Source organism: Mesorhizobium sp. M0500 (assembly GCF_040321165.1).
Lineage (GTDB): Bacteria > Pseudomonadota > Alphaproteobacteria > Rhizobiales > Rhizobiaceae > Mesorhizobium.
Genome location: NZ_JAMYRB010000001.1, coordinates 370,475 through 393,626 on the forward strand (window position 1 = coordinate 370,475; position 23,152 = coordinate 393,626).

Here is a 23,152-nt window from a genome sequence, read left to right on the forward strand (position 1 = left end):
AATTTGTTCCGAGCGTTGGTGCCTTCGGCACCGGCGTTCGGCTGAACGGCCACAACGATTGCGTGGCCGCAATGTGAGTGCGAAGCAGGGTCGCCTCAGATCGTCTTGAGATAGCCGGCCAACTGATCCGCCACCGTGCCCCAGCCGTCGTAGAAGCCCATCTCCTCGTGGCTGTTGCGCGTGGCTTCGTCGCGGTGGATGGCGGTGGCGGTGTAGCGCGTCGTCTCGCCATGCGATTGCAGCGCTATGACGGCTGTGATGAATGGGTCGCCTGACGGCCGGTAGCCGGGCAGCAGCGCATCGGTCCACACCAGCCGCTCGTCCTGGACGATCTCGAGGTAGCAGCAACGCCTATCGTTGACCTCCTTGCCGTCGGGCGACTGCATGCGGGTGCGGAACAGGCCGCCGGGCCGCAGGTCGATCTCGCAATCGGTGATGATCCACGGCTTCGGCGTGAACCATTGGCTGACATGCTCGGGTCTCGTCAGGGCCATCCACAGCAGTTCTCGCGGCGCCTCGATCGTCCGTTGGAGCACGAGGTCGAGCTTCGGATCGGGTTGGAACAACGGGACCATATTCATCTGTCTGTCTCCTTGAGTTTCAGCACGTAGTCGTCGAACTGGTCGAGACGGCGCTCCCACAGCGCACGCTGCTCGGCCAACCAGTTTTCCGCGAGCTTCAACGGCTCCGGCGCGAGCCGGTAGGTCCTGACGCGGCCGGCCTTTTCCGAATGCACCAGCCCGCAGCCTTCCAGAACCCTGAGGTGCTCGATGAAGGATGGCAGGGCCATCTCGAACGGCCGGGCAAGCTCGCTGACCGAGGCGGGGCTTCGGTTCAGTCGCTCGACCACGCGTCGCCGGGTCGGATCGGCGAGCGCCCGGAAAATGCCGTCAATGGGCGGGGGGCTTTCGGTCTGCAGGCCCGTCATGTCGTTTCCTTGCCTCGGCTATTTCGTGAGAAAATTAGCTCGGGAAATAGTTAGGAAGATTCCTTACTATTGGCAAGCGCGAAAATCGCAGACGGCCGGCGAGGCCGCTGGAAAAGTGAGAGGCGCGGTTTTAGGGTGCCGTCAGATTCGACTGGTCCGAGGACGCGTTTTGACGATCACCATGTACGGCATCACCAATTGCGATACGGTCAAGAAGGCGCGTTCCTGGCTGGCGAGCCACGATGTTGCCTATCGCTTTCACGACTACAGGGCAGACGGCCTTGACGCGGATCGGCTGAACGGCTGGTCAGGCAAGGTCGGCTGGGAAATTCTGCTCAACAAGGCGAGCACAACGTTCCGTGAACTGTCGGACGAGGACAGACTGGGCCTGGACGAGAAGAAGGCCAAGGCGCTGATGCTGGCCAAACCGACGATGATCAAGCGTCCGGTGCTGGAACTTGGCGACAGGGTTCTCGTCGGGTTCAAGCCCGATGTTTATCAGCAGGCGGTGAGTGGGAAGTAGAACCGACCCGCCGCGATCCGTCGCGCCCCCCTCTGTCCTGCCGGACATCTCCCCCTCTGGTGGGGAGATTGGATGTCACTTCGGCTTTTGCTAGTCTCCAAAGAAGGGCGCTTTCGGCGAAGCTGCCAATCTCCCCCCTTGAGGGGGAGATGGCCGGCAGGCCAGAGGGGGGCGCTGTCCCGCCGGCGTGGCTAATTGATCCCACGTAAATAGCTCGCCAGTGCCACCGCATTGTTGTGCGCCTCGTCATGGGCGCCGTAGAGCAGCGTCACCTTGCCTTCACGGAGCAAGGCACGTAGTTCCGCCACCGCCTCGCCGTTCCGGTCGAGCTCATCGCGGTATCGCCGCTGGAACTCCGCCCAGCGCGCCGGCTCATGGCCGAACCATTTGCGCAACCCATTGCTTGGCGCGATGTCCTTTAGCCAGAGCGTCAGCGCCGCGTCCTCTTTGCGGACGCCGCGAGGCCATATGCGGTCGACGAGCACCCGCTGCCCGTCATCGGGCGCCGGCGGCTCATAGATGCGCTTGACCGCGAGCTCCATTGCCAACTCCGCATGGGCCAGCAGGCGCCGCTGCTTGCTGGCCTTCGTTTAGAGATCCCGGGCCTAAACCCACTCGCCCTTGCGCATCACCGGCACGCGGCTGCCGTCCTTATGGACACCGTCTATGTCGATCTTGTCCGAGCCGATCATCCAGTCGATGTGGATGAAACTCTTGTTGCCGCCGCGCGCCGCGATCTCGTCCTGGCTGAGCGAGGCGCCGTCGACGAAGCACTTCGAATAGCACTGGCCGAGCGCGATGTGGCAGGCGGCGTTCTCGTCGAACAGCGTGTTGAAAAACAGCAGCCCGCTCTTGGCGATCGGCGAGGAATGCGGCACCAGCGCCACCTCGCCGAGACGGCGCGAGCCTTCGTCGGTATCGAGCACCTTTTGCAGCACATCCTCGCCCTTCGTGGCCTTGGCCTCGACAATGCGGCCCGCCTCGAAACGCACCGCAATGCCGTCGATCAGGGTACCCTGATAGGACAGCGGCTTGGTGCTGGTGACATGGCCTTCGACGCGCCTTGCATGCGGCGTGGTGAAAACCTCTTCGGTCGGGATGTTGGGGTTGCAGGTGATGCCGTTCTTGGCGGTCGAGGCGCCGCCCATCCACTCGTGGCCGTCGGCCAGCCCGACGGTCAGGTCGGTGCCGGGGCCGGTGAAATGCAGTGCGTGGAAATTGTGGCCGTTCAGCCATTCGGTGCGGCTCTTCAACGCCGCATTGTGCGCCGTCCAGTTGCCGATCGGGTCTTCGACATCCACGCGCGAGGCGGCAAAGATAGCGTCGGCGAGCTTGGCCACGGCGACGTCTTCGGCATCGTCCGGAAATACCTGCTTGGCCCAGGCCTCATCGGGATAAGCGACGATGTTCCAGTTGATGTCGAAGCCGGTGATCTTCTCCAGCGCCGGCTGGTAAGCCATCGAATTCGCCTTGTTGGCACGCGCCACCTTTGCCGGGTCCTGCGCCGAAAGCAGCGACGGATCCTCGCCGCGCACGGCAAGCCTCGCCGCATTGTTGGCGAAGGCTTTTGTCATGCCTTCATAGAGCCAGCCGGCGGCGCGGTCGAAGCCGGCGTCGGCGCCGTAGCGGAAGCGCGCGAGAGTGATCTCATCGTCGTTGAAGATCGGCGTCACCAGGCCCGCGCCTGCCTTGTAGGCGTGCTCGACGATCCGCCGCGTCAAAGGCAGCGCGGCAATAGACGAGGTCAGCACCAGATCCTGCCCCGGCTGCAATTGCAGCCCGACCTTGACGGCGACCTCCGCCAGCCTGTCGAGCTTCACCGGGTCGATGCTTGCGGAAACGCCGCGCGAATGTGTGGTCATGATCCTGCCTGCCGTGATTGGGGACTGTTTCTTACATAGACCGGCGCTGCCGACCTTTCCACTGTGATGTGCCGGCAGGTTTAGCGCGTGCTCTCGAGCGACCTGAACTGCGCCATCGTCGCCTCGATCTCTTCGCGGATCCAGGTCTTGAAATCCCTGACCTTACGGCTTTCGCTCTTGATGGCCGAGGTCACCAGCCAATAGCCGAGCCCGCTCTGGGCGCGTATGCCGAACGGCGCAACGAGACGGCCGTCGGCCAGCGCGTCGGCGGCCAGCAACTGCCAGCCGAGCATGACGCCGTGGCCGGCAATCGCCGATTCCAGGCACAGCATCGGATCGGTGAAGCGCGCGCCCTTCATGAAGGTGACAGGCTCCACTCCGGCCGCTTCGAACCAGCTCTCCCAACTGATCATCGATCTTTCGTCCGTGATCGCACAGGTCAAAGCAAGGTCCTCGATCGATTTCAGCTTGCTGGCGATCACCGGTGCACAGACCGGAAACACCTCCTGCGCCAGCAGCAATTCGGCCCGCCCGCCCGGCCATTTGCCGTCGCCGAGCCGAATGGCGACGTCGATGTCCGAACGATCGAGATCGGCAAGCCGCACCGAGGCATCGATGCGCAGAAGCACGTTCGGATGCCGGGCGAAATGCCGCGACAGCCGCGGCAGCAGCCATTTCGAGGCGAAAGCCGGCGCCACCGAAACCACCAGCGTGCACTCCGAGCTTTCATCGGCAAGCGCCACCGCCTGTGCGAGTTCGCGGAAGCCTGCGCTGAGCCGCGCGGTAAAGACGGTGCCGAATTCCGTCGCCACCAGGCCAGCTGGCGTTCGTTCGAATAGCGCCCGGCCGAGCTGCTTTTCTGTTCGGTTGATCTGCTGGCTGACGGCGCTGACCGAGACGTTGAGCTCGCCGGCCGCCGCCGCGAGCGAGCCCAGGCGGGCAACAGTTTCCACGGCGCGCAAGCCGTTGAGATGGACGCGGTTCAGAGTAGCCATACAGTTTTTCTAAACTGGAGCGGCTGAAATCTCAATTGCCAGACGCTAAGGAACGGCGGATTCTAAGTGGGCTACTCAGAGTGAGGAGGCAAATCCGATGAAGATTTTGTCATGGCTTGGCGCCTTTTCCCCGATCGGGGCGCAGCCGCACCGGGATGACAGCCAGGCCACCAGCTGGGTGACCGATCCGCTGTCGCATCCGGTGCTCGACACCATGTCGGAGCGCGAACTCGCCGACACGCCATTCAGGCTGACCGCGTGTCGTACCCGCTTCGAGACGGCGCCAAGGACCTGCTGCGGCTGAACAAGGACTTGCTGGCACTTCAGGTGAGCCGGCCGCCGACGCGGCTGCGCAACCCTTCTGGCCCAACAAAAGGCGGATTGTCTGACCGGCAGGCGCACCTATTGTGCATCGCGATGAAAGCCGCTTCGCCCTTGCGCCTGGCAATCGCCGGCATGATTGCCCTGGCCGTCGCCATGGGAATCGGCCGCTTCGTCTATACGCCGATCCTGCCTGGCATGATGGAAGAGCTCGGCCTGTCGCCGGCTGATGCCGGCTGGATCGCATCGGCCAATTATCTCGGCTATCTCGTCGGCGCGCTTGCCGCCACCGGCGGCTGGGCGCAAGGCCGCGAGCGCCAGCTGATGCTGGCCGGCCTTGCCGCCACCGCGATCCTCGCCGGCCTGATGGGCCTGAGCGGCACCATGCCCGGCTTTCTCCTCATCCGCTTTCTTGCCGGCCTCGCCAGCGCCTTCGTGCTGGTCTTCATGACCAGCATCGTTTTCGGTCATCTCGCCGCGGCCGGGCGAAACGACCTGCAGGCGCTGTATTTCGGCGGTGTCGGCCTCGGCATCGCGGCGTCCTCGGCGCTGTTGGCAGTCCTCGTCACCGAACATGCCGGCTGGGCGGCGGGCTGGCTGTGGTCCGCGGTGATTTCGGCCTGCGGCTTTGCCGTCGTCGCCTTGCTGGCCGGCGGCACCTCGGCCGCGAACAGCACCACCGGGAGCGAGCCGGCACTGCCGAAAGACCGGTCGCTGGTGAAGATCATCGTCGCCTACGGCCTGTTCGGCTTCGGCTACATCGTCACGGCAACGTTCCTGGTCGCCATCGTCCGCCAGGGCGGCGGCGGCCGCGTCTTCGAGGCCGTGGTCTGGATGGTCACCGGACTTGCCGGTTTCCCATCGGTCTGGCTGTGGCAGAAGCTTACGGCTAAAATCGGGCTCTATGCCACCTACGCCCTGGGGTGCCTGGTCGAGGTGGTCGGCGTCAGCGCCAGTGTCGTCATGGGCGGGCGCACCGGGCCGCTGCTCGGCGGCCTTCTTGTCGGCGGCACCTTCATCGCCATAACCGCGCTTGGCCTCCAGGCCGGACGGCAGCTTGCCCCGCAAGCACCACGCCGGATGCTGGCGGTGATGACGGCCGCCTTCGGCCTCGGCCAGATCATTGGCCCGATCGTCGCCGGTCTGCTTGCGCAGGCCTCGGGTAACTTTTTCCTTGCCTCGATCGTGGCCGCCGCCGTCCTGCTCGCCTCGGGTGCGATCGCCTGGTCGGCTGCGCCAAAATCGCCATGATTATGGTCTTGCTCGGCGCCGGGCGTTGGGCACGGGCATTTTCTTTCCCGCTAATGTGTGACTTTATGCCCGCTGAACCCGCTGATTTGCGCATCGACCGAGGATTTCGCCACAGTGTTCGTATCGTTTTTTCCGCAGCCGAAGCTGTTCTTCAGTTCGGTCGCCGTCTGGAGCCTCGCGGCCGTTCTGTTTTGGTTTTTTGGAGGAGAGCAACTTGGAGCAGTGTTTGGACTGCCCCCGATGGCCGCCGGCGTCGACAAGATCATTGGCGTGTCGCTCTTTTGGTCGAAGCCATTTCTCTGGTTCTATATATATTTTGCGGCTGTCGTCCTCATCTTCTACGGCTTTTGGGCCTGGTACCGACCTCATCCATGGCGGAATTGGTCGATCCTTGGCACCTCACTGATTCTCTTTGTGATCTATTACCAGGTGCAGGTAAATGTCGCCTTCAATGACTGGTATGGCCCTTTCTACGATCTTATTCAGAAGGCTTTAGGCACACCGTACTCTACGACGCCGTGGGACTTCTATATCCAACTGCTGACAATCATGTGGATTGCGCTTCTGGCTGTGACCGTTGGCGCCCTCAACCGGTTTTTTGTAAGTCATTGGATATTTCGTTGGCGCACCGCAATGAACGAATACTACATGACCAACTGGGAAAGATTGAGGCGCATCGAAGGTGCGTCCCAGCGTGTTCAAGAAGACACGATGCGCTTCTCCAGCACGATGGAGGATCTGGGCGTAAGCTTAGTCGGGTCCATCATGACACTGATAGCGTTCCTTCCCGTGCTGCTGCATCTCTCTGAAAACGTCACGGAACTGCCGATTGTCGGCACGGTGCCTTACTCCCTGGTCGTTGTAGCAATCCTTTGGTCGGCCTTCGGAACTACTTTCTTAGCTGCGGTAGGAATCAAACTGCCGGGTCTCGAATTCCGCACCCAACGTGTCGAGGCAGCCTACCGCAAAGAATTGGTCTATGGTGAGGACGATGCAGATCGCGCCCAACCGCCAACTGTCGCTGACCTTTTTAGAAGTGTAAGAAGCATCTATTTTCGTAAATACTTCCACTACTTATATTTTAACGTCGCTAGAATATTCTATCTACAGATCGACAATATATTTCCATATATTGTTCTTGTCCCTACGATGGTCGCGGGAAAGATCAAGCTCGGCGCTCTGAACCAGATTCTCAACTCCTTTGAGCAGGTCCGATCTTCATTTCAGTATCTGGTCAATGCCTGGCCGACGGTCGTGGAACTGATCTCGATCTACAAACGCTTGCGCGCCTTCGAGGCCACGCTCGAAGGCGAGCCGCTGCCGGAAATCGACCAGCGTTATCTCGAACGTGAGCAAGCCGGGTTGCGCCCTGAGGACCAGCCGGCAAGCTAAGACTGGCGGGCGGCGAGCGCGTCCGCTCAGCCCCCCACCGCCGCGTGCCTTTCGCCTCGCCGCGAAACATAATCGTGAAAACTGATGCACTCGACTTGTTTCATCACGCAGACCTCGCCGGCAAAGCGTTCCAGCGCGTTCCAGTAGGCGCCGTCATTCATCAGCGTGAAGTGGAAGCCGAGCTCAAGCGGAATGCGCTTGCCCTGGTATTGCGCATCGAAGGCGGCGCGGAACGCGTTATAGGTCCGGTCAGCGAACTCTTCTGCCATGCTCGGCCGCTCGAAGCCGCCGGAATGTCTGACATAGAGATTGTAATCCATGGCGATCACGCGCCTTGAGCTCGGCCCTTCCGGGATCTGCGGCAGCGAAAAGCGCGTGATGCCGTTGACGGTCGGCGGCTCGACCGGCCCACGCGAGACGCCGCTTGCGTCGAGCAGGAAACCGGCCGCGGGCAGCGCCTCGTAGAGCGCCTTGTTTGCCGACAAATAAGGCGCGCGGAACCCGACCACCGACTTGCGGGCGAAATCGCGCCAGCCCTTTGGTTCGGGTGCAATGCCGTTGATCGAATAGGCGTTCTCGAGAATATGCTTGAACGAGCCGAACTCGCCCAGCCAGTCGGCCTTGCTCCAGTCCTTGCCGTCGAAGTGCCCACAGCCGTGGCTGCCGATGTCGTGGCCTTCTGAGGCCGCAAGGTTGATCTGCTCGAGCCGGTCGGCGACTTCCTGCCTGGAGGCGGCAAAGCCGATATTCGATTTGCCTTCTGTTTTGCCGGGCGCGGTGTATTCCTTGCGTGTCTGCGGCGACAACAGGAACACGCAGGAGACGAAATAGGTGAAATGCGCGCCTGTGCGCCGGGCCAGCGCCCGGCTGCGCTGCCACTGCGAAATGTCGCGGGCGCTGTCGAATGAGATGATGACGATCTGCTTCGGTTTTGCCGGCGGCGCCGGCGGGTCGGCAAAAGCCGCGCCGGTAGCAAGCGCGGCAATCGAAAACGCAACAACGCGGGACAAACGGGGCAAAGGCATCTGACCGGATCAAGGAATGTAGAAGCGACGCCTACCGGTGAAATATGGCACGGGTAGGATCGACCTGTACGGCCGCCGTTGGCGGCGACTGCCTCGTGAATAGGCGATTTTCCTGCCGAACCCCTTCCATGCCGGCAAAATTTCGCTAAAACGCGGGCTCATCAACCGCCCCGCCCGGGGCAGGAAATGGTTTTGATCCATGTCGGACGACAGTTTTATCCGCGAAGTCAACGAAGAGATTCGTCGCGACCAGGCGCATGCGCTGTGGGACCGTTTCGGTCCCGCCTTGCTCGTGCTGGCCGTGCTGGTGGTGCTCGGCACTGCTGCTGTCGTCGGCTACCGCTATTGGGACGAAACTCGCGCCAACCGCTCGGGCGATGCTTTTTCGCAGGCGCTCAAGCTTGCTAATGACGGGAAGAACGACGAGGCGCTTGCCGCTCTGGAGGCGTTGGAGAAGGACGGCTACGGCGCCTATCCGCTGCTCGCCCGCATGCGCGCGGCAACCGTCAAGGCGGACAAGGGCGACGTCGACGCCGCCGTCAAGGATTTCGACGAGGTCGCCGCCGACACCAAGATCCCCTCTGGCATTCGCGACATGGCTCGTCTCAGGGCAGCGCTGCTTCTGGTCGACCACGGCTCTTTCGCCGATGTCTCCAGCCGCGTCGAGGCGCTCGCCGCCGACACCAACACGCTGCGCCATACGGCGCGCGAGGCGCTTGGCCTTGCCGCCTGGAAGGAAGGCAAGGCGGCGGATGCATTGAAGCTGTTCGACCAGATCGCCGCGGATGATGGCGCCCCGCGCAACACGCGCGAGCGGGCGACTTTGATGTCCGAGCTGATCCGCGGCTCGGGCGGCGTGTCGTAATGCATGTCGCCCAAAAGTGCGCAGCGGTTTTGGGATAACGACATGCATAGCAGATGTAGGGTCGGATGACCTTCAAAGTCGCCATCATCGGCCGGCCTAACGTCGGCAAATCGACCCTTTTCAATCGGCTGGTGGGAAGGAAGCTGGCGCTTGTCGATGATACGCCCGGCGTCACTCGCGATCGCCGCGTCCATGCCGCAAAGCTCTACGACCTGCATTTCGACGTCATCGACACCGCCGGCTTCGAGGATGCGGCTGCCTCGACGCTGCCCGGCCGCATGCGCGCCCAGACCGAGATCGCCATCCGCGAGGCCGACCTGATCTTTTTTACGATCGATGCCAAGTCCGGGCTGATGCCTGACGACAAGACGTTCGCCGAGATCGTGCGCAAGTCCGGCAAGCCGGTTGTCGTCGTTGCCAACAAGGCTGAGGCGCGCGGCGCCCAGGGCGGCATGCTGGAGGCCTGGGAGCTCGGCCTTGGCGAACCGATCCCGGTCTCGGCCGAACACGGCCAGGGGCTGCCCGATTTGCGCGACGCGGTGATCGCAGCACTTGGCGAGGCGCGCGCCTTCGGCGAGGACGAAGAGGCCGGCGAGGATGAGGTCGCCGCCAGCGAGGTGCTGATCGGCGAGGACATCACCGACCCGGACGCCGAGCCGAGCTATGACGACACCAAGCCGATGCGCATCGCCGTCGTCGGCCGCCCCAACGCCGGCAAGTCGACGCTGATCAACGCACTAATCGGCGAGGAGCGGCTGTTGACCGGCCCTGAGGCCGGCATCACTCGCGATTCCATCTCGGTCGACTGGGACTGGCATGGCCGCCGCTTAAAATTGTTCGACACCGCCGGCATGCGCCGCAAGGCCAGGATCCACGAAAAGCTCGAAGTGATGTCGGTGCAGGACGGCTTGCGCGCCATCCGCTTTGCCGAAATCGTCATCATCGTGCTCGACGCCACCATTCCCTTCGAGAAGCAGGATCTGCAGATCGCCGACCTGATCATCCGCGAGGGCCGTGCCCCGGTGATCGCCTTCAACAAATGGGATCTTGTCGATCATCCCCAGGAGTTGCTGGCCGAGCTGCGCGAAAAAACCGAGCGGCTGCTGCCGCAGGCGCGCGGCATGCAGGCGGTGCCGGTGTCGGCCGAGACCGGGCGTGGCCTCGACAAGCTGATGGATGCCGTCATCAGGACGCATCGAGTTTGGAACAGCCGTGTGTCGACCGGCAAGCTCAACCGCTGGCTGGAAGGCATCCTGGCGCATCATCCGCCGCCCGCTGTCGCCGGGCGTCGGCTGAAGATCAAATATGTCACGCAGGCCAAGACGCGGCCGCCGGGCTTCGTCGTCTCCTGCTCACGGCCGGATGCGATGCCGCAATCCTACGTCCGCTATCTCTCGAACAGCCTGCGCGAGGCTTTCGACATGCCCGGCGTGCCGATCCGCATCGCCTTGCGCACCTCGGACAATCCTTTCGCCGGCAAGGCAAAGAAGCGCCACTAGATCATCATTGGCGGAACCTTGCGAGACGTCGGCGGGACAGCGCCCCCCTCTGCCCTGCCGGGCATCTCCCCCACTTGGGGGGAGATTGGCCGTCCTCTCCGCTTTCGCCAATCTCCAACATTGAAAGAGGGGCGGGACGGCGAAGCTGCCAATCTCCTCCCTCGTGGGGGAGATGTCCGGCAGGACAGAGGGGGGCGCGAAGGATCGCCAGCATTACTGGATTCTTCAACTGACGAAGTCATGGTTGCCTACAGCCAATCGCAAATGTTGATGGTCTGAGAACCCTGTTGGCAAACAATAAGATGGAGCGCCCTGCGGCCCTTTCGGCTCGTCGGCGTTAAGCTACGCTCCTTAGCTTTTCATAGGCCGGCGCATTTTTCGGCAAGGCTTCCAACGCTGCCTGCAGCAGGATGTCGCCAAGCCGCGCTGCCACTGGGTCGGGCTCGGCCTCCTTGCGATGCAGGAACAGCGCCATCTTGGGCAAGGCGGGCAGCCCGGCGATCTCCGGCGTCATAGCCCTGACGCTGGCCGGCAGGCCGATATCGGTGCGGATCGTCAGTCCGAGCCCGGCGGCGACGGCTGCCCAGATGCCGCCAAGGCTCGGGCTGGAGAAGGCCATCCGCCATGCCAGGCCGGCGCGGTCGAGCGTTTCGGTCGCCACACTGCGCAGCAGGCACGGCGCTTCGAGCGCCACCAGCGGCAACGCCTCGCCATCGCGCAGGCTGGTCTCGATCTGTTTTGCCGGGCCGATCCAGCGCATCTGGACGTCGGCGACATGCCGGCTATAGGGCAGCGTCGCGCCATTGTGCCAGGCAAGCGCGATATCGAGGCTGCCCGAAATGATCCGTTCGGCAAGCTCATGGCTGCGTGCGATCCTGGCCTCAATCTTGACCTTGGGATGGGCGCGGGCGAAGCGCCCGAGCACCTCCGGCAGCACCGCCTCGCCGAAATCCTCCTGTAGCCCAAGCCGCACCCAACCCTCCAGCTCGACATCGTGGATGGCGGAGGCGGCCTCGTCATTGAGCTCGATCAGCCGCCGCGCGTAGCCGAGCATGGTCTCGCCCGCGTCCGTCAGCGCCAGGCCACGCCCAGATTTGCGGAAGATCGGCGTCGCCGCCTGCTCCTCCAGCTTCTTCAATTGCGCACTGATTGCCGAGGTCGAGCGGCCGAGCCGGTCGGCGGCCTTGGCGAAGCTGCCCAGCTCCATGCCGGTGACGAAGCTGCGCAGGACTTCGAGATCGAATGTCACGCGTCGCATGGCAATAATTCTGATATTCGGGACATTACGTCAAAAACTTCCTGATATTCAGTACGAAGCTATGGCGGTAGAGAGAGCGCGTCAAGACTGAACGCAGCCGGCCCATGCAGGAGCTGAACCATGTCCGCTGTCGCCACACGAGCAGATTGCAAACCGCTTCGCCCGGCCGCCGTTGCCGCCCCGTCAGAAGCGGCGGCACTTCGAGCCAATCATCGCTGGAAGGTGCTGGGCATCGGCGTCGCCGCCAATGCCTGCTTTTCGGCGACCTTCTCCGGCATTCCGGCGACGGCGGTGTTCCTGCGCTCGGGCTACCATCTCTCCAATGGCGAACTCGGCCTGGCGCTTGGCCTTCTCGGCCTGGGCGTGGCGCTGAGCGAATTGCCGTGGGGGCTGCTGACCGATCGCTGGGGCGACCGCCGCGTGCTGCTGACCGGGCTCGGCGCAACCGCGGTTTGGCTGCTTGTCATGGCCGCGCTGGTCGTGCCGTCACCGGCCCATATTCCCGGCATCGCGCTTCTCGCCGCTGCCCTGTTGGTCACCGGATTGCTCGGCGGCAGCGTCAACGGCTCCAGCGGCCGCGCCATCATGGCCTGGTTCGGCGAAGGCGAGCGCGGCTTTGCCATGAGCATCAGGCAGACGGCGGTGCCGCTTGGCGGCGGGCTTGGCGCGCTCGTGCTGCCGTCGCTCGCTTCAGCCCATGGCTTCACGGCAGTCTTCGGCCTTCTGGCGGCTGCATCCGCGGTCTCGACCTCGCTCGCCTGGCGCTGGCTGCATCAGCCGCCGGCGCCGCATGACGATGCCAATTCGGGCAGCATGGCATTGTCGGCCGGCCCGGTGCCGCTGCGCAACCCGGCCGTCTGGCGCATCGCAACAGCCATCGGCCTGCTTTGCTTTCCGCAGGTGGCGGTGCTTACATTTGCTTCCGTGTTCCTGCATGATTTCGCCGGCATGGGAACAGCCGTGATCAGCGCCAGCCTGGCTGCCGTGCAGGTCGGCGCCATGGTCATGCGCGTCTGGAGCGGCCGCTACACCGACCGTCACGGCAACCGCCGGTCGTTCCTGCGTCTGTGCAGCCTGTTGAGCGTGGTCGCCTTCACCGTGCTTGCCGCGCTCGTCTTGTTGGCGGCCCAATTCTTGTCAGGCCAAGCGCCGATGCTGTCGCCGGCGATGGTCGCGATGCTGGTCGTGGCCGGCATCTGCGTCTCCTCCTGGCATGGCGTCGCCTACACCGAGCTTGCGACGCTGGCCGGCGCGAGCCAGGCCGGAACGGCGCTCGGCCTTGCCAACAGCCTGGTCTTCATTGCCTTCTTCCTGGTGCCGATCGCCATTCCCGGACTTCTCGTGCTCTGCTCGTGGGCAGGCGTCTGGCTGGGTGCGGCTATTTGCGCGCTGATCGCCTGGCCGATCTTTCTTCCGTCAAGCGATGGCCGCAAAAGCGCCTGACTTCGACACGAGATGGGAAAACAACGTTCTAAGCTGTTAACGCCCCATCAAGGTTAATGCATCATTGTAGCTCTCCAGTGGGGTCCGTTGCGTTTCTGGAGAGTTCCGTGCATCGACGTGTTTTGACGCGGCTTGTCGCCGCCGCCGGTGAGAAAAAGCGTTCCGTCCTGTCTCCGTTTATTATTGGCCTTGGCATCTGGATCGGCTTTCCGACGGTCGCTGCCTATCAGGACATGACCAGCCTGGTCTCCGGCCTTGAGGCGCCGAGCGTCCGCTGGAACGCCTATGTCGAGAAGTCCGTCGCCGGCTCCGTTCACGCCGCCGAAATGCCCTTCCTCGATTCCAGCAGCACCGGCTCGCTCTCCGGCTCCGGTGTCCAACTGCCCGGCATCGGCGCCGTTTCGTTTCGCGGCAAGGGCGGCATCGCCGGTACGACGCCGGACGAGAACCGCATCACGCGTGCCGACAAGAAGGGCCGCATCATCCAGGTCTCGCCCGTCTCGCCGCCGAAGAACTTCAACGCCGGCTCTATCTTCGAGCGCACCTCCTCGCTGCTCCGCCCAAGCATGGACAGCGGCCTGAGGATGGCCTTCGCCAAGCCCGAGATCAAAGGCAAGGAAATCCAGATCGCCGCCGCCTTCCACACGCGCGTCGACAAGAAGCCGGATCCCGGCGTGCCGGCGATGCTTGCCGCGCTGGTCAACAACGATCATCCCGACGTGCTGGCGACCGCCTACGCCTCGTCGGTCCCCGATTACGCCAAGGCGTCGCCTTTCGAGGCCTTGCTGCAGGACGAGGACCCGAACGATGGCCGCTTCATTCCGCCGCTGAGCAAGGGCGATCATTCTTGGATGCAGACGCCGCTGCCGGCGAGCGTCTTTTCCAAACCGGAGCAGGCCTGTCTCGCCAACGGCATCTATTTCGAGGCGCGCGGCGAAGCCGTGCGCGGCCAGGCCGCCGTCGCCCAGGTCATCCTCAACCGCGTCCGCAACCCGGCCTATCCGAACTCGATCTGCGGCGTCGTCTACCAGAACGACAACTGGTTCAACCGCTGCCAGTTTTCCTTCGCCTGCGACGGCCGGAAGAAGCGGGTCGACAACCCCGCCGCCTACCAGACCGCCCAGGATGTCGCCATGGCCGTCACAGCCGGCAAGATCTTCATTCCGGAAGTCGGCTCGTCGACCCATTATTACGCCAACTACGTCCATCCGGGCTGGGCGCGGACGATGCAGAAAATGACCAGGATCGGCCTGCACATCTTCTACCGCACCTATGGCGGCGGCTGGAGCTGAGTGCTCGGGCAGCCCTTGCATCTTTCGCGCGAGAGCGGCCGATCGAAGGCCCGTCGCCGTAGGGATTCGGCCGCAGCCCGCCAGAGGCCGCGTCGGGCACGATGTCGCACCCGAGCAAGTAGCTGATTTATAACAAAAAAATACTTGAGCTTGAACGTCCGCCCGTGGCTTGACGGGCGCGGACCCTCTAACTATGTTGCCGGCGACTTTAAGAAGCGGACGGACGGTGACGGTCTGACCGGGCAGGGGGGTTGCGTGGCCGACAAGAATGGGCCAGACGGAACCGGAAAAACCGGCCGCGGCAAGCAGCATGAAGCCGATATCCGCGACGAGGATCTTGAGCGCCGCCGGCGCGACCTTGAAGCATCGCTTGCGGCAAGGCGGCCGGACCGGCTCGAGGGGAAAGACGACGCGAAAGCGGGCAGTGCGGCCGGGTACGGCCAGGCGCTCAAGCTGTCCAGCGAGTTCATCGCCGGGATAGTGGTCGGTGCGGCTCTCGGCTGGTTTATCGATCGCGTGGCGGGGACAACGCCATGGGGTCTGATAGTCGGGCTGCTGCTGGGTTTTGGCGCCGGCGTGCTCAATGTCCTGCGTTCAGCCGGGCTTGTGTCGGAATTCGGAACGGGCGACAAGCCGCGCGATCCGAAAGAATGAATTGAGGCGCCGCATGCCGGCGCATTGAACAGAATGCTGAAGCCGTCTGCGGCTTTGATGGGGATTTAAAGTGGCTGCTGACAAGGTCGATCCGATCCACCAATTCCAGATCCATCCGATCATTCCGATTCACATCGGCGGCTACGACCTGTCTTTCACCAATTCGGCTCTGTTCATGCTTGCGACGGTTGCTGTCGCATCGGCGTTTCTCTACCTCAGCACGTCGAGCCGCAGCCTCGTCCCGGGCCGCCTTCAGTCGGTCTCGGAAATGGCCTATGAATTTGTCGGCAATATGCTGAGGGACGCCGCGGGCACGCAAGGCATGAAGTTCTTCCCCTTCGTGTTCTCGCTGTTCATGTTCGTGCTTGTCGCCAACCTGCTTGGCCTGTTCCCTTATTTCTTCACCGTCACCAGCCACATCATCGTCACTTTCGGCCTCGCTGCGCTGGTGATCGGAACCGTGATCGTCTACGGCTTCATGAAGCACGGTCTCGGCTTCCTGAAGCTGTTCGTGCCGAAAGGCGTGCCCATCGTGATGATGTTGCTTGTCGTTCCGATCGAAGTGATTTCCTTCGTCTCGCGCCCGGTCAGCCTCTCGGTTCGTCTGTTCGCCAATATGTTGGCCGGCCACATCACGCTGAAGGTGTTTTCGGGATTCGTCGTCAGCCTCAGCGCTCTCGGCACGCTTGGCATTGCGGGTTCGGTCCTGCCGCTGGCGATGGCCGTGGCTTTGACGGCTCTGGAGTTGCTCGTGGCGCTTTTGCAGGCCTACGTCTTCGCCGTGCTGACCTGCATGTATCTTAACGACGCCCTGCACCCTTCGCACTGATTTAGAGTTTCCGGCATTGCCGCCGGATGGAATCGCAACGGAATTTTAGATCCAAAGGAGTTGAATAAATGGACGCAGAAGCAGCAAAGTACATCGGCGCCGGCATCGCATGCCTCGGCATGGGCGGCGCGGGCATTGGCCTCGGCAACATCTTCGGCAGCTATCTGGCGGGCGCGCTGCGCAACCCGTCGGCCGCCGACGGCCAGTTCGGCCGGCTGATTTTCGGCTTCGCCGTGACCGAAGCGCTGGGTATTTTCTCGCTTCTCATCGCGCTTCTCGCCCTGTTCGGCTGAATGCTTGTTCGGCTGAACATTGGCAAGAATTGAACAGGCCGGCCGCGATCCTGCGGCGGGCCTGAATTTCGGGGATAGCCCATGTTCGTGACATCTGCCTTTGCGCAAGAGTCCGCGCCCGCCGTCGAAGGCGGCAGCGCTGGGACCGGCGTGCCCGCCGAGGCGCACGGCACGTTTCCGCCATTCAATCCGGCGACGTACCCGTCACAGCTGCTGTGGCTGGCAATCACCTTCGGGCTGTTCTATCTCTTCTTGAAACGGGTAGTGATGCCGCGCGTCGGCGGCATCATCGACGTTCGCAACGACCGCATCACGCAGGATCTCGATCATGCTGCCCGGCTGAAAAGCGAGGCCGATGCCGCCGTTGCCGCCTATGAGCAGGAATTGGCGGAAGCCAAGGGCAAGGCCAATGCGATCGGCCAGCAGGCCAACGATGCGGCCAAGGCGGAAGCCGAAGCTGCCCGCAAGACGATCGAGGCAGCGCTTGACCAGAAGCTTGGCGAGGCCGAGGCGCGCATATCTTCCATCAAGGCCAATGCCATGAAGGAAGTCGGCACGATCGCCGAGGACACCGCTTCGGCCATCGTCGAGGCGCTTGTCGGCGGCAAGGCCAGCAAGGCCGAAATCGCGGCCGCGGTCAAATCCGTGGCCGGGTGAGGAGCATCATGGACGCCACATCTCTCGCGACGCTTTGGGCAACGGTTGCCCTCGTAATCTTCCTCGGCATCGCCATCTACATCAAGGTGCCGGGCATGATCGCCAAGGCGCTCGATGCCCGCGCCGACAAGATCAGCAGCGAGCTCGAGGAAGCGCGCCGGTTGCGCGAAGAGGCCCAGCAACTGCTCGGGCAATACCAGCGCAAGCGCAAGGAAGCCGAGCAGGAGGCCGCGGCCATCGTCGCCGCCGCCAAGCGCGAAGCCGACATGCTTGCCGCCGAGGCGCACAAGAAGACCGAGGACTATGTCGCCCGGCGTACCGCCTTGGCCGAGCAGAAGATCGGCCAGGCCGAGCGCGAAGCAATCGGCGAAGTGCGCGCCAGCGCCGTCGATATCGCGGTAGAGGCCGCGCGCGCGCTGCTGGCCGGCAAGATCGACGCCAAGGCCGGCGCCGACCTGTTCAACGCCTCGCTGCACGATTTGAAGTCGAAGCTGAATTAAGCGACTTCGTCGAGAAATTCATCGAAAGCCGCCCGGGAAACCTGGCGGCTTTTTGTTAGCGAAAGCGGCCAAGCGCGTAATCTCCCCCCTCGAGGGGGAGATGGCCGGCAGGCCAGAGGGGGTCGCCGCGCGTGAAGCGCCAGCCTTCTCTTTCGTCCCGCATGGCGTCGCGCCAGGACGTACCGACCCCCTCTGTCGCCTTTGGCGACATCTCCCCCTCGAGGGGGGAGATCACACCTAGCCGAATCGCTCAATCCAAACCCGAAAAACCCTCTTCCTCCAGCACCTCGGTGCCGCCGAACCGGAACGGCGCGAAGGAGGCGCGGTGCAGCCGTGCCACTGGCCCGTGCAGATCGATCGCCGTGCGATGGCGGACAGTGGCGTAGCCCATATGCAGTTCGAAGCCGTAATGCGCATGATGGCTGCCGCAGCCGCACATCATGCGGTCGCGCATCACCTTGGCGACGATCGAGGCTGCGGCGATCGACTGCGAGCGCTGGTCGCCCTTGATCAGTGCTTTGCCCTCGCAGGGCAGGCCGGGCGGCACGTCGCGGCCGTCGGCCAGCGCCAGCTTCGGCCGGATTGACAGGCCGGCCACGGCACGGCGCATCGCCTCCAGGCTGGCCTTGAGGATGTTGCTGGCATCAATGCCTTCGGCGCTGACCGAGGCCATCGATACGGCGAGTGCGGAGCCGAGGATTTTCAGGAACAGCGCCTCACGCTGCAAATGCGTCAGCCGCTTGGAATCGTCGAGGCCGTCGGGGATGTTGGCGGGATCGAGCACCACCGCTGCCGCCACCACCGGCCCGGCGAGCGGGCCGCGGCCGGCCTCGTCCATCCCCGCCACCGGCCACAGGCCTTCGGCCATCGCCTTCGTCTCGAACGAGAAGTCGGGTTTCTCGACGATTTCGAAGAGAAGCGGAGAATCGGAACGCGGGCGAGCCATGGTGCGGCGAGGTTCGCATCGGCTCCGATTCTCCGCAAGTCCCCTCCGGGTCGGGCGGGGCACCGGACCAGGAGGGGGCTACCGTCTGCAAGCCCGGGGACAGGACAGGCCGGACGGGATCTTTCGCCTGTTGCCGGCCGTTTCAACCGGCTGGCGCGAGACGCTTTGTCACAGCAGCATCAACTGCTCGGTTGCCTTGGCGGCGGGGACGAACTGGTCAGTCCTGAGCGAGCGCCGCTCGGCGTTGAGGCCGAGCCGTTTGGCAGCGATCTCGAAGCGCCGGCCGATCTGCCAGGCATAGGGCCCAGAGCCTTTCATGCGCTTGCCCCATTCCGAATCGTAGTCCTTGCCGTCGCGCATCGAACGGATCAGCGACATGACGTGGCGATAGCGATCGGGATAATGGCGCAGCAGCCAGTCCTTGAAGATCGGCGCGACCTCCAGCGGCAGGCGCAGCAGCACATAGCCGGCTTCACGCGCGCCCGCTGCCTGCGCCGAATCGAGGATGCGCTCCATTTCCGGGTCGGTCAGTCCGGGGATGATCGGCGCGACCATCACCGAGGCCGGAATGCCGGCGTCCGAAAGCTGCCTGATCGCCTCCAGCCGCTTGGTCGGCGTCGACGCGCGTGGCTCCATGGTGCGCGCCAGCATGCGGTCGAGCGTCGTCACCGACAATGCCACCTTGGCCAGCCCGCGTTCGGCCATGCGTGACAGAATGTCGATGTCACGTGTCACTAGCGCCGACTTGGTGACGATGCCGACCGGGTGACCGCGCGCCTCCAGCACTTCGAGGATCTCGCGCATGATCCGGTATTGCTTCTCGATCGGCTGATAAGGATCGGTGTTGGTGCCGATGGCGATGGTGCGCGGCTGGTAATTATCCCTGGACAATTCCTTGTCGAGCAGCCGCGCCGCATCCGGCTTGGCAAACAGCTTCGATTCGAAATCCAGCCCCGGCGACAGACCCATGAAGCTGTGCGTCGGCCGCGCGAAACAATAGACGCAGCCATGTTCGCAGCCGCGATAGGGATTGATCGAGCGGTCGAAGGAGATATCGGGCGATTCGTTGCGGGTGATGATGGTGCGCGGCTTCTCGACCTGTACCTCGGTCTTGAAGGGCGGCAGCTCCTCCAGCGAATTCCAGCCGTCGTCGAACACGTGCCGGCTGACCGGCTCGAAACGGCCGGACGGATTGATGCCCGCCGACCTGCCGCGATTGCGGTCGGGACGGACGCGCATGCCGCTCTGCTCGATCATCGCATTCGCCATCTCGGCCCTGCCAGCGCCGAAGGCTGCAATATCGGCACGCACGATCTGTTCCATTTTGGCCCTTTCCCAGGGACTGTCCGCCCGCTGTCGAATCGCTCTGCTCATGAATGTATTCCTATCGCTTTGATGAGAACAAAGCAAGAACTTATTCGCGGCGCGCCGCAAAAACTGGCGCTGCCCACCGCTTTCCGCTATTCGGCTAGACATGCTCAGCGTCCTGATCGAAACCCTGAATGACGAGGAGGGCCTTGCCCGCACGCTCGCCTCGCTGATCAGCGGCGCGGTCGAAGGCGTGGTGCGCGACGTTCTCGTCTGCGATACCGGCTCGACCGATCAGACGCACCGCGTCGCCGAACATGCCGGCTGCCACTATGTCAGCGGCGGCATCGCCGCCGGCATCAGGCAGGCCAAGGGCGACTGGCTGCTTTTGCTGGAACCGGGAGCGCGGCTGGGAGAGGGCTGGATCGACGAGGTCGTCGCCCATACGGCGAGGCAAACCATGGCGGCGCGATTTTCGCGGGCACGCGGCAGCCGCGCGCCGTTCCTGTCACGGGTCTTTGCCGGAAATCGCGCTCTCGCCGAAGGCTTGGTGATCAGCAAGCGTCAGGCCGCCGCGCTGTCGAAGAATGCCCGCAGCGCCGAAGCGATCGCCCGCGGCCTGGCGACCAGGAGGCTCCACGCCGAGATCTGGGTCGCGCCGCGGAAGTGACGGCTTACCGTGCCGGTTCAGGGAACCCCGCCCAAACAAATTTTCTGGCGGGTCGTCGTTTATTGTGCATTGCACAAAATCTGGCTGGGGGTTACCATTCCCGGCGATATGGGCGAATAGGGTTTTGGGGTGTGCCGGAGCGGCGACGACTAACGTCGATGCTGTTCCCTCGATATTGTGAGGACCCCGATGACCCTTTCAAGCCCTGACAAGTCCGGCGCTGCAAGCCTCGAGGCGATCGCACGCAACGGCGGTACGCTGCGCCGCATCGCCGCCCGCATCCCGACCTATCTTTCCGACCTTCGCGAGAATCCGGCATGGCTGCCGATGTTCATGCTGGCCCGCACCATGCCGGCGCGGCGGCTGCACTGGCGCGGTGCAAAGCCCGTTCGGCCGGCGCGCAATGTCGGTGAAACGATGTTCGCCGGCGTCGACCGCGATGCCGTCGTCGGCGCGCTGCGCACCGAGGGGCTCTATTCGGGCCTGATGCTGCCGGCCGCCATCCATGAGGAGATTGCCCGCTTCGCCGAGCGCACGCCATGCTTCGGCAATTTCGACCGCCGGCTGGAATTCCTGCCCGAAAAACACGCCGATGCCGAAAAGCATTTCGGCCGCCCGCTGCTCAGCGGTCACTATTTCGAGCGGGTCCTCGACTGCAGCGCTGCGGTCGCCGTGCAACGTGATCCGCTGCTTCTCGACGTCGCGGCACACTATCTCGGCAGTCAGGCCAAGCTGATCACCACCCGCGTCTGGTGGAGCTTTCCGACCGGTGGCGTCTCGGACGCCGACAAGAACATGGCCTCGCTCGGCAAATACCATTTCGACCTCGACGACTGGCGCATGCTGAAATTCTTTTTCTACCTGGTGCCGGTCGACGCCGACACTGGGCCGCATGTCTATGTCCGCGGCTCCCACAACCGCCGCATCCTGAAGCATCAGCTGACGCTGCTGGTCGGCCATTCGGCGGAAGAGGTGCTGGGCGTCTACGGCGAGCAGAGCCCGGTCACGCTGACCGGGCCGGCCGGCCTCGGCTTTGTCGAGGATCCGTTCGGCTTCCATATGGGCACCGTGCCGACGCGCACGCCGCGGCTGATGATGGAGGTTGGCTTCGGCGTCTCGCCGCCGTCGCGCCGGCGTTTTCACGGCGAGCCGGTCATTCGCTAAACCGAGGTCGCTTGGCTGATACCTCGGTTCGTCTCAGCCGCGCCGCAAATGCTCGTCCAGCCGCGGCATGATCTCGACGAAGTTGCAGGGCATGTGCCGGTAGTCGAGCTGCGGCTTCAAGATGCCGTCCCAGGCGTCCTTGCAGGCGCCGGGCGAGCCCGGCAGCACGAAGACGAAGGTGGCATTGACGACGCCGCCGGTTGCCCGGCTCTGGACCGTCGAAGTGCCGATCTTGTCGTAGGAGATGCGGTGGAACACTTCGGAAAAGCCGTCCATGCGCTTTTCGAAGATCGGCTCCAGCGCTTCCGGCGTCACGTCGCGGCCGGTGAAGCCGGTGCCGCCGGTGGTGATGACGACATCGATCGCATCGTCCTTCGACCAGCCCAGGACCTTGTCGCGAATCTTATCGCGGTCGTCGGTGACGATGTCGCGGGCGGCCAGGACATGGCCGGCCTTGGCAATGCGGTCGGCCAGCGTCTGCCCGGATTTGTCGTCGGCGAGGCTGCGCGTATCGGAAACGGTCAGCACCGCGATACGCACGGGAACGAAGGGGCGGCTCTCGTCAATCCTGGCCATGGGCATCAACTTCCGATGTCACGCTTCGCGTCGCCGCGACAAACCAGTCGGGATGGCGGCTGCGAATATCGACGGCCGCGCGCTTGGCCACATTGCCGGTCTCGAACAGCCCGAAACAGGTGGCGCCGGAACCGGACATCCTGGCAAAACCGGCTCCGGCCTTGTTGAGAACGGAAAGCGCCTTGCCGATGGCGGGCTGGATTGCACGCGCCGCAGGCTCGAGATCGTTGCGGGTGCTCTCCAGCCAGTTGCGGATGCTGTGGAAGTCGAGGCTGTGCGGCAGCGGCGGCAGCCCCGCATTGTCGCGGCGGCCAAGCGCCTCGAACACGTCGGCCGTCGAGACGGCAGTGCCGGGATTGACGAGCACCAGACCCAGCGCCGGGAAACCCGGCACGAGCGTCAGCTCGTCGCCGACGCCGCGGGCTATCAGCGGTCTGGCTGCGAGGCACATCGGCACGTCGGCGCCGAGCGACAGGCCGATCCGCGCCAGTTCGGCATCGCCGACATCAAGTCCCCAGGTCTGGACCAGGGCGCGCAGCACAGCCGCCGCATCGCTCGACCCGCCGCCGACGCCGGACGCAACCGGCAGGTTCTTTTCGAGCCTGATGGCGACAGCCGGTGCGTGCTGGGGACCGGCCTCGCGCCGCAGTGCATCGCGCGCTCTCACCACCAGATTATTGTCGTCGACCGGAACCGCGGAGGCGTATTTGCCGGACACGGAAAACCCATCGCTGTCGGCAAGTTCCGTCTCGATGCGATCGCCGAAGCGCGTGAACACAGCCAGGCTTTCGATCGTGTGATAGCCGTCGGCGCGCCGGCCGGTGACGTGCAGCGCGAGATTTATCTTGGCGTGCGCATGTGACGCCCGGATGCTGGCCTCGGAGTTCACTGGCTCGGCCGC

The 23,152-nt window shown here is 63.7% G+C and carries 26 protein-coding genes; 15 read left to right on the forward strand and 11 right to left on the reverse strand.

The window, feature by feature from the left end; all coding sequences use genetic code 11:
- Positions 1 to 95: 95 nt before the first annotated feature.
- Positions 96 to 581: an SRPBCC family protein gene (locus NKI70_RS01825; RefSeq protein WP_502896663.1), complete on the reverse strand. Its 486-nt coding sequence runs from the start codon at positions 579 to 581 to the stop codon at positions 96 to 98.
- On the reverse strand, positions 578 to 928 hold the full coding sequence (locus tag NKI70_RS01830) for an ArsR/SmtB family transcription factor (protein WP_352569429.1): 351 nt from the start codon (positions 926 to 928) through the stop codon (positions 578 to 580). The genes NKI70_RS01825 and NKI70_RS01830 overlap by 4 nt, the downstream gene beginning before the upstream one ends.
- A 169-nt stretch (positions 929 to 1,097) precedes the next feature.
- On the opposite strand from NKI70_RS01830, the gene NKI70_RS01835 reads away from it, so the two are divergent.
- Positions 1,098 to 1,451: an ArsC family reductase gene (locus NKI70_RS01835; protein ID WP_352569430.1), complete on the forward strand. Its 354-nt coding sequence runs from the start codon at positions 1,098 to 1,100 to the stop codon at positions 1,449 to 1,451.
- A gap of 191 nt (positions 1,452 to 1,642) precedes the next feature.
- Here the strand turns inward: NKI70_RS01835 and NKI70_RS01840 are convergent, their stop codons facing one another.
- From NKI70_RS01840 to NKI70_RS01850, 3 genes are all read right to left on the reverse strand, one after another.
- Positions 1,643 to 1,999, reverse strand: coding sequence for a DUF488 domain-containing protein (locus NKI70_RS01840; protein WP_352569431.1), 357 nt, complete (start codon positions 1,997 to 1,999; stop codon positions 1,643 to 1,645).
- Between the two features lie 57 nt (positions 2,000 to 2,056).
- On the reverse strand, positions 2,057 to 3,313 hold the full coding sequence (locus NKI70_RS01845; protein ID WP_352569432.1) for an aminopeptidase: 1,257 nt from the start codon (positions 3,311 to 3,313) through the stop codon (positions 2,057 to 2,059).
- Between the two features lie 80 nt (positions 3,314 to 3,393).
- Positions 3,394 to 4,308 carry a LysR substrate-binding domain-containing protein gene (locus tag NKI70_RS01850; protein WP_352569433.1) on the reverse strand — a complete coding sequence of 305 codons (915 nt, stop codon included), beginning with the start codon at positions 4,306 to 4,308 and terminating at the stop codon, positions 3,394 to 3,396.
- Between the two features lie 97 nt (positions 4,309 to 4,405).
- Between NKI70_RS01850 and NKI70_RS01855 the strand changes: the two genes are divergently transcribed.
- The 3 genes from NKI70_RS01855 (at position 4,406) to sbmA (ending at position 7,272) form a co-directional block, all read left to right on the forward strand.
- Positions 4,406 to 4,612 (forward strand): hypothetical protein, encoded by a 207-nt coding sequence (locus NKI70_RS01855; RefSeq protein WP_352724047.1) that lies wholly within the window; start codon positions 4,406 to 4,408, stop codon positions 4,610 to 4,612.
- 152 nt (positions 4,613 to 4,764) lie between these two features.
- Positions 4,765 to 5,880: a YbfB/YjiJ family MFS transporter gene (locus NKI70_RS01860; protein ID WP_036237967.1), complete on the forward strand. Its 1,116-nt coding sequence runs from the start codon at positions 4,765 to 4,767 to the stop codon at positions 5,878 to 5,880.
- 114 nt (positions 5,881 to 5,994) lie between these two features.
- On the forward strand, positions 5,995 to 7,272 hold the full coding sequence (gene sbmA / locus NKI70_RS01865; RefSeq protein WP_031211034.1) for a peptide antibiotic transporter SbmA: 1,278 nt from the start codon (positions 5,995 to 5,997) through the stop codon (positions 7,270 to 7,272).
- Between the two features lie 26 nt (positions 7,273 to 7,298).
- Here sbmA and NKI70_RS01870 read toward each other — a convergent pair whose 3' ends face one another.
- Positions 7,299 to 8,291, reverse strand: coding sequence for a polysaccharide deacetylase family protein (locus tag NKI70_RS01870; protein ID WP_352571431.1), 993 nt, complete (start codon positions 8,289 to 8,291; stop codon positions 7,299 to 7,301).
- 205 nt (positions 8,292 to 8,496) lie between these two features.
- Between NKI70_RS01870 and NKI70_RS01875 the strand changes: the two genes are divergently transcribed.
- Complete coding sequence (locus NKI70_RS01875; protein ID WP_352571426.1) at positions 8,497 to 9,162, forward strand: tetratricopeptide repeat protein; 666 nt, start codon at positions 8,497 to 8,499, stop codon at positions 9,160 to 9,162.
- A gap of 65 nt (positions 9,163 to 9,227) precedes the next feature.
- Positions 9,228 to 10,661 (forward strand): ribosome biogenesis GTPase Der, encoded by a 1,434-nt coding sequence (der, locus tag NKI70_RS01880; RefSeq protein WP_352682787.1) that lies wholly within the window; start codon positions 9,228 to 9,230, stop codon positions 10,659 to 10,661.
- 337 nt (positions 10,662 to 10,998) lie between these two features.
- On the opposite strand, the gene NKI70_RS01885 is transcribed toward der, so the two are convergent.
- Positions 10,999 to 11,919: a LysR substrate-binding domain-containing protein gene (locus tag NKI70_RS01885; RefSeq protein WP_352724049.1), complete on the reverse strand. Its 921-nt coding sequence runs from the start codon at positions 11,917 to 11,919 to the stop codon at positions 10,999 to 11,001.
- Positions 11,920 to 12,039: 120 nt separating this feature from the next.
- Here NKI70_RS01885 and NKI70_RS01890 point away from each other — a divergent pair, with 120 nt between their 5' ends.
- The 7 genes from NKI70_RS01890 to NKI70_RS01920 all read left to right on the forward strand — a co-directional run bounded on the left by NKI70_RS01890 (position 12,040) and on the right by NKI70_RS01920 (position 17,587).
- Complete coding sequence (locus NKI70_RS01890) at positions 12,040 to 13,362, forward strand: MFS transporter (RefSeq protein WP_352724051.1); 1,323 nt, start codon at positions 12,040 to 12,042, stop codon at positions 13,360 to 13,362.
- Positions 13,363 to 13,469: 107 nt separating this feature from the next.
- Positions 13,470 to 14,654 (forward strand): cell wall hydrolase, encoded by a 1,185-nt coding sequence (locus NKI70_RS01895; RefSeq protein WP_352700334.1) that lies wholly within the window; start codon positions 13,470 to 13,472, stop codon positions 14,652 to 14,654.
- 255 nt (positions 14,655 to 14,909) lie between these two features.
- Positions 14,910 to 15,308 (forward strand): AtpZ/AtpI family protein, encoded by a 399-nt coding sequence (locus NKI70_RS01900; RefSeq protein ID WP_352456844.1) that lies wholly within the window; start codon positions 14,910 to 14,912, stop codon positions 15,306 to 15,308.
- A gap of 70 nt (positions 15,309 to 15,378) precedes the next feature.
- Complete coding sequence (locus tag NKI70_RS01905; protein WP_352449933.1) at positions 15,379 to 16,137, forward strand: F0F1 ATP synthase subunit A; 759 nt, start codon at positions 15,379 to 15,381, stop codon at positions 16,135 to 16,137.
- Positions 16,138 to 16,205: 68 nt separating this feature from the next.
- Positions 16,206 to 16,430, forward strand: coding sequence for a F0F1 ATP synthase subunit C (locus tag NKI70_RS01910; RefSeq protein WP_006206606.1), 225 nt, complete (start codon positions 16,206 to 16,208; stop codon positions 16,428 to 16,430).
- Positions 16,431 to 16,511: 81 nt separating this feature from the next.
- Positions 16,512 to 17,087, forward strand: coding sequence for a F0F1 ATP synthase subunit B (locus NKI70_RS01915; protein ID WP_352449932.1), 576 nt, complete (start codon positions 16,512 to 16,514; stop codon positions 17,085 to 17,087).
- A gap of 8 nt (positions 17,088 to 17,095) precedes the next feature.
- Positions 17,096 to 17,587, forward strand: coding sequence for a F0F1 ATP synthase subunit B (locus tag NKI70_RS01920; protein WP_352635386.1), 492 nt, complete (start codon positions 17,096 to 17,098; stop codon positions 17,585 to 17,587).
- Positions 17,588 to 17,837: 250 nt separating this feature from the next.
- Here the strand turns inward: NKI70_RS01920 and rnhB are convergent, their stop codons facing one another.
- Together rnhB and NKI70_RS01930 are read right to left on the reverse strand one after the other, a co-directional pair.
- The gene (gene rnhB, locus NKI70_RS01925) at positions 17,838 to 18,533 is read right to left on the reverse strand and encodes a ribonuclease HII (protein ID WP_023674072.1); all 696 of its coding nucleotides are present in this window, start codon (positions 18,531 to 18,533) and stop codon (positions 17,838 to 17,840) included.
- Between the two features lie 168 nt (positions 18,534 to 18,701).
- Positions 18,702 to 19,856, reverse strand: coding sequence for a PA0069 family radical SAM protein (locus tag NKI70_RS01930; RefSeq protein WP_254818651.1), 1,155 nt, complete (start codon positions 19,854 to 19,856; stop codon positions 18,702 to 18,704).
- 151 nt (positions 19,857 to 20,007) lie between these two features.
- Between NKI70_RS01930 and NKI70_RS01935 the strand changes: the two genes are divergently transcribed.
- Positions 20,008 to 20,511 carry a glycosyltransferase gene (locus NKI70_RS01935; protein ID WP_023674074.1) on the forward strand — a complete coding sequence of 168 codons (504 nt, stop codon included), beginning with the start codon at positions 20,008 to 20,010 and terminating at the stop codon, positions 20,509 to 20,511.
- Positions 20,512 to 20,700: 189 nt separating this feature from the next.
- The gene (locus tag NKI70_RS01940) at positions 20,701 to 21,675 is read left to right on the forward strand and encodes a phytanoyl-CoA dioxygenase family protein (protein ID WP_023674075.1); all 975 of its coding nucleotides are present in this window, start codon (positions 20,701 to 20,703) and stop codon (positions 21,673 to 21,675) included.
- A gap of 33 nt (positions 21,676 to 21,708) precedes the next feature.
- On the opposite strand, the gene moaB is transcribed toward NKI70_RS01940, so the two are convergent.
- The gene (gene moaB, locus NKI70_RS01945; protein WP_023674076.1) at positions 21,709 to 22,251 is read right to left on the reverse strand and encodes a molybdenum cofactor biosynthesis protein B; all 543 of its coding nucleotides are present in this window, start codon (positions 22,249 to 22,251) and stop codon (positions 21,709 to 21,711) included.
- Positions 22,238 to 23,140 (reverse strand): 4-(cytidine 5'-diphospho)-2-C-methyl-D-erythritol kinase, encoded by a 903-nt coding sequence (locus tag NKI70_RS01950; protein ID WP_023674077.1) that lies wholly within the window; start codon positions 23,138 to 23,140, stop codon positions 22,238 to 22,240. The genes moaB and NKI70_RS01950 overlap by 14 nt, the downstream gene beginning before the upstream one ends.
- Positions 23,141 to 23,152: the final 12 nt, after the last annotated feature.

What these genes read in the sequence shown, in the direction of transcription:
- NKI70_RS01940 (WP_023674075.1), top strand. Translation starts at nt 20,701, where the DNA reads ATGACCCTTTCAAGCCCTGACAAGTCCGGCGCTGCAAGCCTCGAGGCG.
- NKI70_RS01830 (WP_352569429.1), bottom strand. Translation starts at nt 928, where the DNA reads ATGACGGGCCTGCAGACCGAAAGCCCCCCGCCCATTGACGGCATTTTC.
- rnhB (WP_023674072.1), bottom strand. Translation starts at nt 18,533, where the DNA reads ATGGCTCGCCCGCGTTCCGATTCTCCGCTTCTCTTCGAAATCGTCGAG.
- NKI70_RS01915 (WP_352449932.1), top strand. Translation starts at nt 16,512, where the DNA reads ATGTTCGTGACATCTGCCTTTGCGCAAGAGTCCGCGCCCGCCGTCGAA.
- NKI70_RS01860 (WP_036237967.1), top strand. Translation starts at nt 4,765, where the DNA reads ATGATTGCCCTGGCCGTCGCCATGGGAATCGGCCGCTTCGTCTATACG.
- NKI70_RS01855 (WP_352724047.1), top strand. Translation starts at nt 4,406, where the DNA reads ATGAAGATTTTGTCATGGCTTGGCGCCTTTTCCCCGATCGGGGCGCAG.
- NKI70_RS01875 (WP_352571426.1), top strand. Translation starts at nt 8,497, where the DNA reads ATGTCGGACGACAGTTTTATCCGCGAAGTCAACGAAGAGATTCGTCGC.
- NKI70_RS01825 (WP_502896663.1), bottom strand. Translation starts at nt 581, where the DNA reads ATGAATATGGTCCCGTTGTTCCAACCCGATCCGAAGCTCGACCTCGTG.
- NKI70_RS01890 (WP_352724051.1), top strand. Translation starts at nt 12,040, where the DNA reads ATGTCCGCTGTCGCCACACGAGCAGATTGCAAACCGCTTCGCCCGGCC.
- NKI70_RS01920 (WP_352635386.1), top strand. Translation starts at nt 17,096, where the DNA reads ATGGACGCCACATCTCTCGCGACGCTTTGGGCAACGGTTGCCCTCGTA.
- NKI70_RS01850 (WP_352569433.1), bottom strand. Translation starts at nt 4,308, where the DNA reads ATGGCTACTCTGAACCGCGTCCATCTCAACGGCTTGCGCGCCGTGGAA.
- NKI70_RS01930 (WP_254818651.1), bottom strand. Translation starts at nt 19,856, where the DNA reads ATGGAACAGATCGTGCGTGCCGATATTGCAGCCTTCGGCGCTGGCAGG.
- NKI70_RS01935 (WP_023674074.1), top strand. Translation starts at nt 20,008, where the DNA reads ATGCTCAGCGTCCTGATCGAAACCCTGAATGACGAGGAGGGCCTTGCC.
- NKI70_RS01910 (WP_006206606.1), top strand. Translation starts at nt 16,206, where the DNA reads ATGGACGCAGAAGCAGCAAAGTACATCGGCGCCGGCATCGCATGCCTC.
- NKI70_RS01845 (WP_352569432.1), bottom strand. Translation starts at nt 3,313, where the DNA reads ATGACCACACATTCGCGCGGCGTTTCCGCAAGCATCGACCCGGTGAAG.
- der (WP_352682787.1), top strand. Translation starts at nt 9,228, where the DNA reads ATGACCTTCAAAGTCGCCATCATCGGCCGGCCTAACGTCGGCAAATCG.
- moaB (WP_023674076.1), bottom strand. Translation starts at nt 22,251, where the DNA reads ATGGCCAGGATTGACGAGAGCCGCCCCTTCGTTCCCGTGCGTATCGCG.
- NKI70_RS01885 (WP_352724049.1), bottom strand. Translation starts at nt 11,919, where the DNA reads ATGCGACGCGTGACATTCGATCTCGAAGTCCTGCGCAGCTTCGTCACC.